General features: G+C 39.8%; 4 protein-coding genes. All 4 read right to left on the bottom strand.

From position 1 onward, the window contains the following. Positions 1-40: 40 nt before the first annotated feature. Entirely contained in the window at positions 41-10,111 is a 10,071-nt protein-coding gene (locus tag GWK10_RS09655; protein WP_164032036.1) for a PKD domain-containing protein, read from the bottom strand. A gap of 683 nt (positions 10,112-10,794) precedes the next feature. Further along, positions 10,795-11,682 (bottom strand): PorP/SprF family type IX secretion system membrane protein, encoded by an 888-nt coding sequence (locus tag GWK10_RS09660; protein ID WP_164032038.1) that lies wholly within the window; start codon positions 11,680-11,682, stop codon positions 10,795-10,797. A gap of 37 nt (positions 11,683-11,719) precedes the next feature. Further along, positions 11,720-13,762, bottom strand: a complete 2,043-nt coding sequence (locus tag GWK10_RS09665; protein WP_164032041.1) for a T9SS type B sorting domain-containing protein — start codon at positions 13,760-13,762, stop codon at positions 11,720-11,722. Next, positions 13,728-15,752, bottom strand: a complete 2,025-nt coding sequence (locus GWK10_RS09670; RefSeq protein WP_164032043.1) for a hypothetical protein — start codon at positions 15,750-15,752, stop codon at positions 13,728-13,730. The genes GWK10_RS09665 and GWK10_RS09670 overlap by 35 nt, the downstream gene beginning before the upstream one ends. Positions 15,753-16,175: the final 423 nt, after the last annotated feature.

Genomic DNA, 16,175 nt, shown 5'->3' on the forward strand with positions numbered 1-16,175 from the left:
TGCTCTTTTTTAACTATCAATTTCATCATCTCCATCTTCATTATCGGTTTATGTATAACCATCCTGCTCTTGGCTCAGAGCCATCGCCTAGATTCAAAATATAATAATATGTACCCACGGGTAATTTCTTTTCTGGATTAATGGTCACACGACCATTTGACGTTCCGTCCCAATCATTATTATATCCATTGGCTTCAAAAACAATGTTACCCCAACGGTTGTAAACCTCAAGTTTATTATTTGGAAACCTCGAAATACAATCGATTGTGAAGAAATCATTCGTACCATCTCCATTTGGAGAGAATTCATTAAATATTGTCAAGCATTGCGGTGAAACCATGGCATCTGCCTGATCATTATCCGGATTAACATCCGATTGATCAACTGAAATCAAGCTTGCGACATTTACATAGTTGTCCGCATCCAACACAGTAACCGTCATTGATAACGTTTCGGTGATACTTGCATCTACAGCCGCAATAGTCCAGAAGCCTGTTGCCTCGTCATAAATTCCGCTTGAAGTTGTTGCCGACACAAACTCATATCCTGAGGGCAATGCATCTTGTATCACTACATTGGTTGCATTTAGAACGGTACTATTGTTAGTAGCAGTTATAACAAAAACTACCGTGTCACCAATATCAGCATCCGAATTATCCACAGTTTTTGAGACAGCAATATCTACTGTTTGTGGAGTTACTATTACGGTAGCTTCATCGTCGTCTACTATACCATCCGCATAATCATCTATATCAAACCCATCAGCAACTACACTATCAGGATCTGCCTGATCCGCAGCTGTTATCTCAACGTTATTAATATACTCATCAGCTATTCCTGATGGTGAATTAACTTCAGCTAAAATGATAAGTGATTCTGTATTACCATTTACAACAGTACTATTTAATGTCCATTGTCCATCTACTTCATTATAAAGACCCGCAGTCGATATATAAGAACTGAACGTATACCCTGCAGGAAGTAGATCAGTCACCACTACTCCAGTAGCATCACTATCTCCGCTATTGGTTAAATTGATCGTAAACTCAACCATATCACCAACCAATGGCGTAGCATTATCTACTGATTTTGTAATCGAAAGATCTGCCAAACCTGTTGGTCTTGGATTGATCGTTTCCTGATCATCTTCAGAATCAATATTATTATCTGGATTTGAATCAGGATCGAAAGTATCCAACGCGATTAATTCTGCTGTATTATTATAATTTCCTGTTGGTAATACGGTTACAGTAATGTTAATTGTTTCTGTAATTCCGTTTGCAAGATTACCAACGTTCCATGATCCAATAGCCTCATCATAAATTCCTGCAGAGGCTGTCGCAGACACAAATTGATATCCAGACGCTAACTGGTCTTCAACTACTATTCCCGTTGCATCACTTGGTCCATTATTGGTTACAGTTACTGTAAAGGTAATTTGTGAACCTACAGTTGGATTTAGATTGTCAACCGTTTTTGTCACCTCAATATCCGTAATTACTCTTGGGAATACCTGAACTTCATCTTGATCATCCTCACTTAATACATTATTGTTTGGTGTTGAATCAGGATCAATCTCATTAACAGCTGTTACTTCAGCTACGTTTAAGTAACTTCCAGTTGTATTTATGGAAACTGTGATATCTATTGTCGTCGATGCACCACTAGCCAGACTTGCAATTGACCACAACCCAGTGGTTGAATCATATGCTCCGCCACTAGTATCAGAAACCCAATTAAATCCACTTGGTAATGCATCAGTAACTACGATTCCAGTTGCTTCACTAGGTCCATCATTGGTTAGCGTTAAGGTAAATGTGACTAGATCTGTAACATCAGGGTTCAAATTATCAACGACCTTTGTTAAGGAAAGATCTGAAATTGGAACCGGTATTGTGATCGCATTATCATCATTATTAGTGATATCAGAATCATTATTATCAGATGCTGTAATCGCTGCCGTATTATTATAATCACCTGTTGGATTTACAATTGCGGTAATAGTTAAGCGCTCAATATCACCTTGGACAAGTGTTCTGGTAATTCTCCAAAGTCCAGTTACTTCATCATAAATTCCAGCTGTTGCCTCGAAAGAGACAAAGGTGTATCCTGAAGGAAGTAAATCAGTAACTTCAATACCTCTTGCATCACTTAAGCCTAAATTTTCAACAAGAATTTCAAATTGAACGGTTTCTCCGACGTTTGGTGTTGGATTGTTAACTGTCTTAGTTAATGCTAAATCCGATACGCTAACCGGAACCGGCTCAATTGTTTGTTGATCATCCTCCGTATCGTCATTATTTGCTGGTACTGAATCGATATCGGGTTCAGTAGCATCAGTAACTTCAACTTTGTTACTATAATCACCACTTTCAAGTACTCGAGCGGTTATAGTAATTGTTTCTGTCGTACCGTTTGGTAAATTACCAATAGTCCATGATCCGTTTAATGGTTCATAACTTCCTATTGTAACCGTATTACTTAAATATTCATAGCCACTAGCCAATAAATCAGTAACTACCACATTTGTTGCATCACTCGGCCCGTCGTTAGTAACAGTCATTGTAAATACAATCTGACCTCCTACATCTGGTGTCATCGTATTTGCTGTTTTTGTTACCGATAGGTCAATGCGCGGTGTCAATTGTGGTATCACATTTACTTCATCTTGGTCATCCTCAGCTAATACTCCGTTATTTGGTGTAGAATCGAGATCAAGGACATCTGTTGCTGTTATTTCAGCATCATTTAGGTAATTTCCGGTTTCATTTACTAAAACATCGATTAAGAGGGTCTCAGTTGATCCTGAAGCTAGATTACCAACTGTCCAAACTCCAGTGTTTTCATCATAGAACCCTGTTGTTGAACTATATAAGATAAAATCATATCCATCTGGAAGTAAATCTTCAACAATTACACCAGTAGCATTTGCAGGACCATCATTGGTTACTCTAATTTCAAATGTGATTTCAGTTCCTGTGAATGGAGTTACATCATTATCAACTACCACTTTCGTCAGTGAAAGATCGGCTACATCAACATAATCGACTACAACAGTTACCTCATTTGAAATATTTCCATCATTATCGGCTACAGTGTAGCTTATTGGAGTAGGATCTGTAATAAATCCTGGTTCTGGAGCAAAAGTTAAATCACCTATTGCAGGATCGTATGTCCATAACCCTTCTCCTGGAACTTCAAATGAAGTTACATCTCCATCACCATCTGTAACAACATTAATTGCTCCTGTCGGTACAATAAGATTCACGCCATTTGGATCTAATGTACCATCTGGATCGTTGTCATTACTCAGAATAGCAATAACTACGTCATTATTTGGATTATTATTTAGACTTTCGTCGTTTACTGCAACCGGATCAATTAGATAATCCAAGGTTACGGTCGCAGTATCACTTAATCCTGTATCAAGATCAGTTAACTCATAAACAATCGGAGTGGGATCATTATCAAAACCAGACTCTGGTGCAAAGCTCAACTCACCCGTTGAAGGATTGTAGGTCCAAGTGCCCTCACCTGGTATACTGATCGTGTTCTGTACCCCGGCTGTGCCTGGGTCTAAGTCTACCGTTACATCCGATGGTGTTGGGGTACTACCATCTCCCAAAGTGTCATTGGCCAAGATATCCAATACCGTATCGGCTCCTTGTGGGGTTGATACCGCATTAGCATCATTGGTCGCTACTGGATTCGTGGCCGTGTACTCTATGTTTACTGTCGCTGCATTACTCGTATTACCATCATTGTCATCGACCGTATAAGTGATGTCCGTTGGATTGCCCGTAAAGCCTGCAGCTGGTGCAAAGCTTATATTACCTGCACCATCATAACTCCATACCCCTTCGCCTGGTACTTCAAAGCCCGTCACATCGCCATCACCATCAGTCGTGATATTAATCGCTCCCGTTGGAGTGCTTAAGTTCACACTTGCATCATCAATCGTTCCATCAGCATCCGTATCATTTACTGTAATGTCAACTACTACGGTAGCTCCTGCAGTGTTGGCTGTACTACTGTCGTCTACCGCTACTGGTAGTTCTTGGTACGTCACTGTTACTGTCGCAGTATCACTTAAGCCCGTATCTACATCCGTTAGCTCATAGGTAATGGCTGTTGGACTACCCGTAAAGCTCGGTTCTGGTGCAAAGCTCAACTCGCCTGTGGATGGATTGTAGGTCCAAGTACCCTCACCTGGTATACTGATCGTATTCTGTACCCCGGCTGTGCCTGGGTCTAAGTCTACCGTTACATCAGCTGGTGTTGGGGTACTACCATCTCCCAAAGTGTCATTGGCCAAGATATCCAATACCGTATCGGCTCCTTGTGGGGTTGATACCGCATTAGCATCATTAGTCGCTATAGGTGCGGTGGCAGGTATATAGGTAATATTAATATTCGCTTGATTACTTATATTACCGTCATTATCATCTACTGTATATTGAATATCAGTCGGGTCTCCTAAAAAGCCAAATTCTGGATTGAAACTTAAAATCCCAGTAATATTAACATATACATAATTACCTTCTCCCGGTACATCAAAGCTTATAACATTTCCATTGGCATCCGTAACAATATTAATAGCCGTACCTGGAGGAATTAAGTCAACAGACGTTGGGTCAATCGTATTATTTCCATCCGCATCTGTATCATTTGCCGTTAAATCAAGGTTTGCTGTTGAAACAGGCGCATTATTTAAACTATCATCATCCACAGCAACTGGAGGTGATTGATAGTTGATAGTTATAGTTGTCGGAGCACTTACAGCTGTATTGTTATCCGCGTCTGTTATTGTATAATTAATTATAGATGGATTTCCAACCAAATTAGCATCCGGCACGAAAGTCACTAAACCGGTTAATGGATCATAGGTCCAGGTACCTTCATTTGGTATGATAACAGATGTATCAACAACACCTGGGGTACTCGGATCGAGATCAACAATGACATCAGTTGGGAGCGGCGTTGAGCCATCACCTAAGGTGTCATTAGTCAAAATGTCTAATACTGTATTATCTCCAGGGGAGGTTGGTATCACATTCTCATCAGCTACCGCAATAGGATCAACCGGAGTATATGTAATTGTTACAGTGGCTTGATTACTTGTATTTCCATCATTATCATCGACCGTATATTGAATTGGTACAGGATCACCTGTAAAACCATCAGCTGGATCAAAGCTCAATAATCCGGTTGTGTCATTATAAAACCATACGCCCTCACTAGTCTCAAAGCCTACTATATCACCTTGTACATCAGTAATTACATTTGTTTCGCCTCCTGGCAATATTAGGTTAACTGTATTAATTTCTACTGTACCATCCACATCAGTATCTCCGTCAATTATGTTTACAAGTACAGTCGCTCCAACAGTATTTCCTAGGCTGGAATCATTATCTGCTACAGGCGGATCGTTCGGTAAAATAGTTATAGCCACGGAGCTCTGATCATCCTCTGCTCCTAGGTTATTATTTGGAGTAGAATCGGGATCGAATTGATCCGACGCTGTAACCTGAGCAGTATTGTTATAGTTTCCGGTGGCATTTACAGTAGCCTGAAAAGTAAGACTAACTGTATTTCCGTTGTTAATAGTTAAATTAGACCAGGTAATGGAAAAATTCCCGGCATTATATACACCTCCGTTACTGACTGTACCAAAGACAAGGGTATATCCTGAAGGAATAAAATCTTGAACAATTACGCCTGTTGCGTTACTATTTCCATTGGCGTTGTTATTAAATAAGTCAATAGTAAATAATATCGTTTCTCCCACTTTAGCTGAAGTTGGGTTAACTGATTTTGTAAGTTCTAAATCAGAAATTCCAATAACATCAATTTGCACTGTATCCGAAACTACAGAACATATTCCGTTAGTAACTGTCCATTGAAATATGTATGTCCCCACGGTAGTACCTGTAACCTGAGAATTAAAGCTATTTGGGTTTAAAATAGAAGCCGTATTGGGTCCAGATACTTGAGTCCAGGTACCAGTAAACGGAGAAGGGTCGTCCGCATCAAGTGTTAAGGTAGCAAACTCTACAATTGTCTGATTAGGGCCAGCCTCGGCGGTTACGGGTTGAGACAATACCGTTACTTCCATTGTATCGGTATAGGAACACCCTCCACCATTTGTAGTCCAAGCAAACTCATAGGTTCCTTGAATAAGTCCAAATATTAAACTGTTAGGGTTATTAGGAGATGCTATATTAGCAGTGTTTGGTCCTGAAATTTGTGTCCAAATACCAATTCCAGAACTCACGGCCGCAGCATCTAAGTTTGTTTGACTTGCATCACATAATTCCTGATCCGTTCCAGCATCGGCGATAGAAGGTGGAGCACCTGTAAAGGTTAATGTTACCGTATCTGACTGAGGAGCACATGCTCCAGATGTTAGTGGACCGTTGGAAACAGTCCAAGTAAATACATACACATCGTCTAAACCATCATTTCCTGCATCATCTGGAATATTAGAAATAGTACTTAGGGGGTTATTAGGACTATCTATTTGAACTTGTCCCGCGGACGGGTCCGTGGTAAGTACCCAAGTACCAATTCCAATAGTGGGTGCAGTTGCTGCGAGTTGTGCATCTAGCTGACATGCATTGGGTTGATCTGGCCCCGCTTCAATTGGTGTTGGCGCTTCAAATACTTCTACCCTCACAATATCGGCCTTATCCAAACAAAAATTGCTTTCAAAGTTAAGTTCGAATATATAAAGTCCTGGAACAGTTAAATTGTTAATATCAGTTGTAATTGAATTATTTGGTGTCGCTATTGTTGCAGCACCTCCTGAAGGTTGCGATACTAAACGCCATTCTGACGTCACATCACCAGGTATTGATGTATTACCCGCCAGTAATGTAGCAGTAGCATCAACTATACATACGTCTTGATCATCACCTGCATCTGGGTCTTCGCTTGGCCCGTTGCTGATTACAAATGTGACTTGGTCGCTATTATTACAGGTAATTCCTGTACCGGTATAGTCTGTAGTATATTCAAAAACATATTCAAACCCAGGATCTACCGGCGCATTAGCTGTATTACTATTAGAAGGAGATTGAATAGGTGCAAAACCAGCTGTACCAGCTGGGTTAGTAGTTGAAACTATTGTCCATGTCCCTGTGGTCCCGGTAGTTGCTTCTAGAAAAACACTGGTTGCTAGACATAAATTTTGATCCGCACCCGCTGTAGCCGCTGCATAAACATCAACTATAACATCAGCTGATGATGATGTACAAAGTGGAGAACTTCCGGTGGTAGTCCACCTAAAAGTATAACTACCAGTTGTTAAGCCAGTGACATTTATAGTATTACTACTGGGGTCATCAATACTTGGTGTATTGGGAGCTCCACTAAGCACTGTCCAAACACCAGATTCCGTTAAAGGGTTTAGTAAAGGATCGGCTGTTATTATTGTTGAGTTTGAACCGCATAGGACTTGGTTACCTCCAGGAATATTGGCTGTTGTAGGTGGTACTCCTACGTTTATGGTCACCTCATCAGCGGAAAAGGCACAATCACCATAGTCTATTCTCCATTCAAAAACATAGGTACCGTCAAGTAAATCGCTAAAAGTTGCTGTAGGACTATTTGCATTATCAACAGTATAACCTGCATTTCCGGAAACCAATATCCATGTTCCAACTCCGGGAGACGGAGGAATATCAGCAGCCATAGTAAACGAAAGCGGAACTGGAGTCGTAGTTGGATCCAAACATATTGTTTGGTCTAAACCTGCACTTACAAAGACTCCTGTATCAGCAATAGTGACCTCAACATCATCGGAAGTTGTTCCGCAACCATTGGAGGTAACAAAGTCAATAGTCCATGTAAAGGTATAAGCTCCGTCTGTGGGAACAGTTGCCGTCGTATCAAATTGTGTTGCATCAGCAAAAGTAACACCAGCAGAAGGTGCTACTGTCCAGATACCTTGTTGTCCCGCCGGAGGATCATTACCGGCTAGGGTAATAATAGTCGTTCCTGATGACTCACACTGATCCGGGCCGGCTTCAGCTGCCACTGGTGAAACATCTGTTGTAGTTGTTATATCTAAAGTACTGGTTACAGGAAGCCCACAATTTATGCTACTGTTTTCTACGGACCATTGTAAGGTATAGATAGCAGTAGAAGAAAATCCTGTTGCAGTAGCATTAGGATCATTTATATCCGAAAACACCACTCCAGCTGGTCCGCCAGTCTGACTCCATGTGCCCGTTTGATCATCTGTTGGTGTATTGGCAGCTAATTGAACCGGAGCATCAATACAAATGGTTTGATCTGAACCAGCAAGAGACGGCCCATTAATATTTGAAGATACTAAAACAGTAGTATCGGGATCAGAAAAATTAACTGGACACCCGGGACCACCGCTTACACTATACCTAAAAGTATATAGACCTGCTACTAAACCTGATATTGTTGGACTCTGTTCATAAATATCTGAAAATACCGCAGTATTTGGACCGCTTACTTGAGACCAAACCGCAATTCCTGATGCTACAGGGCTACCAGCAAGCGTCGCCGTAGTCTCACCACAATTTAATACTTGATCCGATCCGGCACTAGCTCCAGATGGTGATAATGATACCGATACGTTAATGGCATCTGTAGCTTCATCGCAAGAAGTTAAAATTTGCCCTACCCTTCTTCTTCTAAAACTAACAGTATAGTTACCTTCTACATCAAATGCATTAATTGTAGTTGGACTATCTCCAGCATTTTGATAAGCGGTAGGAAAGGATATGGAAGAGTCACTCGGACCACTTATTATACTATACTCTGTTCTGTTTCCGCTACTGAACACAAAAGGAATGCTAAAAGATGTTTGATCACAAACCCCTACTATGTCATTTCCTGAATTAACCACAATACTGATAGAGCCATTATTAAAACGGACTCTTCCGGTATCAGATGAGGTACAACCAGTAATATTATTGGTGATTGTATATCTAAAACGATATGAATTTGGTGAATTCAAACCCGTTACCTGCGTTGTAGGACTAAAAGGATTAACAATGGTTACTGGAGGGTTACCATCTATTTGTTCCCATTCAACAGTTTCATTAGTAAAGTCCGGTGTAGACCCAATAAGGGTTGCTGACGTAATTGAAGGATCGCAAAACCTTTGATTATCATTTTGCACAACTGCAGTAGTTACATCTTGGGTGGCACCAGGTACTATTATATCCACTGTATCATTACCATTTACGCAAGGCCCAGAAACATCCCACCTGAAAGTATAGGTACCCTCAATTAAATTTGAAACTGATGTACTGGGACTATTAATATTAGCGATTGTAGGTGTGCTTGGACCTGTGACAAAAATCCATGTACCTTGCTGCCCATTTATGTTATTACCACCAAAACTTCCACTTAAAGAAGTAGACTGAGTAGCAGTATAACATTGTGATAGGTTTTGGTCAGGTCCGGCATCAACAGTACTTTCTCCTCCAAAATTTGTTACAAGAATATCTGAAAAAGAGCTACAAGATGTACCAGAATTTGTAAGTGTCCAACGCAAGGTAGTTGTTCCCGCGTTTGTCTCAGAAAGGTTTAAAGTCGTAGTAGTTGAACCAGGAAAATTAATTGTCACACCAGCATCGTTGCTCCCTACAATGGACCATATTCCAGTTTCGCCCGATCCGGGACTATTACCTGTAACTGTTATTGCCCCAGTATTATCTGGGCATGAATTTACATTTCCACTAGTACTTGCTGTTGTTATAGAATTTACAACTACAGTAACAAAGTCTTCGGGCTCAGTGGCATTCTGACATACAGCCGAATACTTAAAAACATAGGTATTACCCCCACTATATCCTGTAATAACGGGATTGTTAATTCCTGTATCACTTATAATAACCGATGGCCCACTTACCTGAGTCCATATAGGATTACTGGAAAAACTACCAGAACTATTTCCATCAAGCTGAAGAGTTTGATTCCCACAAATTGTCTGATCAACACCAGCATTCACTACACAACTTTGAGCATGACCTATCATTGTTCCAAGGAACAAGAATAAGAGTAATATATAAAAAACACGAATATTTTTAAATGCGCTAAAAGATGTAAATCGAGTAATAACATTCATAAGAACGGGTAAAATTAATGGGGTAAACAAAATAGGTACAAAACAACTATTTTTTTTTAAGAAACCATTAACATTTTGAAATAAAAACGTGTAGTTTCAGGTTTAAAGGTTAAATTTATCGTCAAATAACATTAAAATAAACTTAAATTACCCTAAGCAACAATTAGTGAAACAACATATATTTAGCATTTAACGAATACCAATATGATTAGGGTTCGTAGATAGGATGCTAACTTAAAAAGTATCAAATTCCTTATGTTACTAATTGTCCAGAATGACACTAATAAAACCTCTGATTTTTAAACCGTCGAAAATTAAAAAATAAACCCATAATCATATTATGGTTTAACCGCATTTTTAGCTTTTAACTTAGCTAGTTTTGGAGTCATCCCAGATAAAAATGAATAATTAAAAAAGACTATTAACATTGTCTGAATACTATCTAGACATGTCATAAGTTTAAAAAATATATAGATACAATATTAGAGATGAGTGTATCAAGAACTCCAGTTCTAACATTTACTTTTCTTGTCTATAGGTGGCATTATGCATCTAACTTCGCAATAATGAACTCAGACTTACGATTTAAATCTTGTTAATTAAGATCTAGAGCAAACAAATTGAGATACTAATTTAAAGGTTGAAACTTTCCTTATTAGCCTTTTTTGAAATTCTAATTTTTATTAATATTTATTATCAAGGTTAAAGCGAAGCAGAACTTCATGTGTTCCACTATTATAAGTTGCGATATCCGTAATGGTATATTCGTATGAATATCCAATTTTTAACCACTTTGCGGCTCTAAAAAAAGTTGCTGCACTGATGCTTTCTTCATTACGATATGAAGCTCCTATTTCAAACTTTTTATAAAAACTAAATAACCCTGTTAGATCATAGGAAATAGGTGAACCCGCGACAGTCTTTATCATAAAGGAAGGATTGAAATCAATGTTTTCAGTCAATGTAAAAGTATAACCTGCTCCCGTAAATATGTGTAGCCTATCACTTGCAGAAACCGGAAAAAAGCCCTCTCTTTCGTATCTATCATTACTCAATAAACCAGGAGCTGAGATCGTCACAAAATATTTTTCACCCAAAAGATAAGCACCAATCCCAATATTTGGATTAAACCTACTTACGTTTTGATTGAAAAGTGGGTCGTCATTAATACCGATTTTTACTAAATCAATATTTAGAAAGGATCCTCCAGCCTTCAAACCTAAGAACAAATTACTAGACTCCGATAGTTTTAATTTGTAAGAAAAATCAGCATATAAATGGGTCTCGTCTAATACAAATACATTGTCATGAACAACAGATAAGCCTAACCCTACATCATTACTTATTGGGGTACTTAATGAAAAACTTTGAGTTTCAGGTCCTCCAATAACACCAACCCACTGACTTCTAAAACCTGTATTTAACTCAGTATAACCTGTTGATCCAACATAAGCCGGGTTTACTATATTCATATTGTATTTGTACAGGGTAAAATGAGGGTCTTGCTGTCCTGAAAGTTTGCAGGAACATAAAACAAGAAAAAGCAAATATATTCTAGTGATTCTATTCATTATCTTAAATTTTGTACGTGAAATCAACTATTAATGTTTAATAATTAATATAGATCCACCCATTAAATGGCATTGAATTAGGTTGTCCAGTACTAATGATATAGTAATAGTTTCCAACAGGCAGTTTATCACCAGATGAAATCACTCCTTTTACGTTAGAAACTCCATCCCAATTATTTGCATAACTAAGTGCGGTAAATACTTTGTGGCCCCACCTGTTATAAAGTTCTACCTTATTATTAGGAAACAGTTCAATGTTTTGTATTATCCAAAGATCATTGATTCCATCACCATTTGGAGAAAACCCTGGTTTTACCACTATATCACAAGAATCGCTATCTATGTAGTCTGGAATTCCATCATTATCACAGTCAGATGTATTGACATTACCGTTTTCATCTAAGATTTCTTCTCCGTCTGAAATACCGTCCCCATCACTATCGCTATTTGTTGGATTAGATCCTAGTGTTGATTCGTCACCATCGGAGATACCGTCACCATCGCTATCAGCATTGTTCGGATCTGTACCAATCATAACTTCTTCTCCATCAGACAGACCATCACCATCAGTATCAGCATTGTTTGGATCAGTGCCCGAATTGAGTTCATCTTGATCAGAAATACCATCACCATCACTATCTTCGTTATTAGGATCAGTACCTGCTGCTGCTTCTTCATCGTTGGTCAAGCCATCTCCGTCTGCATCGCAAGTACCTGCAGTGTTATCAGGTGAGCAAGGATCAGTGTTGGTCGCATCACCTTGATCTACCACGCCATCACCATCAGTATCTGTAGTTGTACTTTCTAGAGCATCGATAATTCCATCGCCATCGGTATCGGTCGGATTATTTACATCCCCACCTACTTCTGCTCCGTCATTAATACCATCTCCATCGCTATCTGCATTATTAGGATCAGTACCCAATGTAGCTTCTTCGGCATCGGTTAAACCATCACCGTCACTATCCGTAGCACAACTACTATCAGTTGTAAATGGATCACAGATATTATTAGGATCACTAACGCCCGACGCTACAGCTGTAGTTGCAGGGTCATCTACTCCGTTTATTTCCTCTCCATCGTTTAATCCATCACCATCAGTGTCCGCTACATTAGGATCAGTACCTGCTGCTGCTTCTTCATCGTTGGTCAAGCCATCTCCGTCTGCATCGCAAGTACCTGCAGTGTTATCAGGTGAGCAAGGATCAGTGTTGGTCGCATCACCTTGATCTGCCACGCCATCACCATCAGTATCTGTAGTTGTACTTTCTAGAGCATCGATAATTCCATCGCCATCGGTATCGGTCGGATTATTTACATCCCCAACTACTTCTGCTCCGTCATTAATACCATCTCCATCGCTATCTGCATTATTAGGATCAGTACCCAATGTAGCTTCTTCGGTATTGGTCAGCCCGTCATTATCTGCATCACAATTCCCTACGGTGTTATCAGGAGAACATGCATCTAAGGCATCACTGGTGCCTGTGGCTACTATGGGCGTTGCAGGATCGTCTACTCCATTGATCTCTTCTCCATCGTTAAGTCCGTCGCCATCACTATCGGCCACATTGGGATCAGTGCCTGCAGTAGCTTCTTCGGTATTGGTCAGCCCGTCATTATCTGCATCACAATTCCCTACGGTGTTATCAGGAGAACATGCATCTAAGGCATCACTGGTGCCTGTCGCTACTATGGGCGTTGCAGGATCGTCTACTCCATTGATCTCTTCTCCATCGTTAAGTCCGTCGCCATCACTATCGGCCACATTGGGATCAGTGCCTGCAGTAGCTTCTTCGGTATTGGTCAGCCCGTCATTATCTGCATCACAATTCCCTACGGTGTTATCAGGAGAACATGCATCTAAGGCATCACTGGTGCCTGTCGCTACTATGGGCGTTGCAGGATCGTCTACTCCATTGATCTCTTCACCATCATTAAGTCCGTCGCCATCACTATCGGCCACATTGGGATCAGTGCCTGCAGTAGCTTCTTCGGTATTGGTCAGCCCGTCATTATCTGCATCACAATTCCCTACGGTGTTATCAGGAGAACATGCATCTATTAAGTCCGTCGCCATCACTATCGGCCACATTGGGATCAGTGCCTGCAGTAGCTTCTTCGGTATTGGTCAGCCCGTCATTATCTGCATCACAATTCCCTACGGTGTTATCAGGAGAACATGCATCTAAGGCATCACTGGTGCCTGTCGCTACTATGGGCGTTGCAGGATCGTCTACTCCATTGATCTCTTCACCATCGTTAAGTCCGTCGCCATCACTATCGGCCACATTGGGATCAGTGCCTGCAGTAGCTTCTTCGGTATTGGTCAGCCCGTCATTATCTGCATCACAATTCCCTACGGTGTTATCAGGAGAACATGCATCTAAGGCATCACTGGTGCCTGTCGCTACTATGGGCGTTGCAGGATCGTCTACTCCATTGATCTCTTCACCATCGTTAAGTCCGTCGCCATCACTATCGGCCACATTGGGATCAGTGCCTGCAGTAGCTTCTTCGGTATTGGTCAGCCCGTCATTATCTGCATCACAATTCCCTACGGTGTTATTAGGAATACAAGCATTTAATGGATCGGTATCCGTATTATCATTAACTCCATCTCCATCTGTGTCTACACTATAGGAATCTGTACCATTTGTTACTTCTGTACTATTAATAATTGTATCTCCATCACAATCTGCTGCCTGCCAGATAGCATTCGCCGAATCATAACCGGTATATCCTGCAGACTGTACAGGTAAACAAGGATCATTTATTGCAGTATCAGTACTATCACCTACACCATCTCCATCGGTATCGGTATCACAAGCATTAAAAAGAAGCGGATCTGTTACTTCTGCATTTGTTCCGGTATATCCATCTGTTCCTCCTGTTACCTGACCGTTTGCATCATACCCCGTTCCAGCCAATTCTCCGGTTATGCTACTACTTTCCGTAAAACCAGCTTCGAGCACATCATTACAACCATCTCCATCACTATCAATATCTAAATGATCGGCGGTTCCATCACCTCCAGCGTCAAATCCCGTTTGCACTAAACCATCTGCATCACCAATAGATGCATTAGCGTCATCATCATCGAGATATAAAGGCACACCATCAAAATCTGCATCTGTAGTTGGGTTTGGCCCACCTGTTTCTATTGTATCTAAAATACCATCATTGTCATCATCCAAATCATTTACATCATTAACACCATCTCCATCGGTATCAATGAAAGCATTCACAGCGGCATTAAATTGGTCATCAACCGTTGCGTAGTTTCCACCATTAACACCACCAATATCTGCCGCGGAATTTGCAAGAGCTGTTGCTCCAGAATTAGAAGTAGCTGCTATTAGTCTAAAATTAGAACTACTTGTTATACCGATGTCGGCCTGAGGCACAAAAAAGTCAATAAAAACAGGATCTCCAGAGCAGTTTGGATCATTATAAAGCGCATACGATTTTTGACGGTTAGAATTTACCGAATACGGCCCTCCATTTGCTGTAATTTGTGTTCCACTTGTTGTGCCATCAGTATCCAAGACGACTACATCTCCATTATTTTGATTGGAACAGATAACTTCCCTTTCAAAACCTGGATTACCAGAAATAGCATTTGGATCTTGATCCCCAAATAAATTATCGGTATCTATCAATACACTAAAACCAAAATTACCACTACCATCGGCAGCAATACGAAGCCTAAAAATCATATATCCATTCACATCATCGAAATAATAATATGAAGAATCAGAGTTGGTATTTGGGTCATCAACTAAATCGGTAAGATTGCACCCAGCCCCACCAGCATCACCATCGGGTTCTCCCTCCAATTGTGGAATTGGAATAAAGGGAATCTCAAAATCCTCGGAAGTAACAAATGCGCCTCCTGAAGCTGAAATAAAATCATCATTATTGGGATCCATAGGATTGGATACACCAAGATTGGAAGTGTCAAAAATTTGCCCAGGAGTTTGCCCGATACTTACTGAGCTTATACCTAAACATAGTAAAAGAAATAGTGCTTTCTTTGATAAAAATGCAATAAAAGTAAACTTGTTCATAGCTATTTAGTACAAGTAAGATTTTGGAATTAAACTAATAAAGACCGAACTGAAAATAATCTACAATAATGATCCCAGGGGGAAAATAAATAAGTTTTTTGGCCTACACAAAGTTGTACGAAAAAAGATAGTCAAATCGATTAAATGTACGGTTTTAACGTCAAATATTATATTTAAGCCGTAAATTTTAAAAAGATTAATTATTCCTATTCATTTCCAAGAAATACGCAATGAATAAAATCAAATCAAAACATCAAGAATATTTTTTATGGCTAATTAATAAAATTGCTAGATACCATATTCATTTGATATATAGTTACCAGAGGCCTTTATAGCATATCATTTTACTTCAATTAATGATTTAATTTATATTCATTTTATATGCCTAGATAAGGTCTGATAAACGTACAGCAAAAAAAGTGA

The sequence above is a fragment of the Spongiivirga citrea genome (assembly GCF_010671565.1).
Lineage (GTDB): Bacteria > Bacteroidota > Bacteroidia > Flavobacteriales > Flavobacteriaceae > Spongiivirga > Spongiivirga citrea.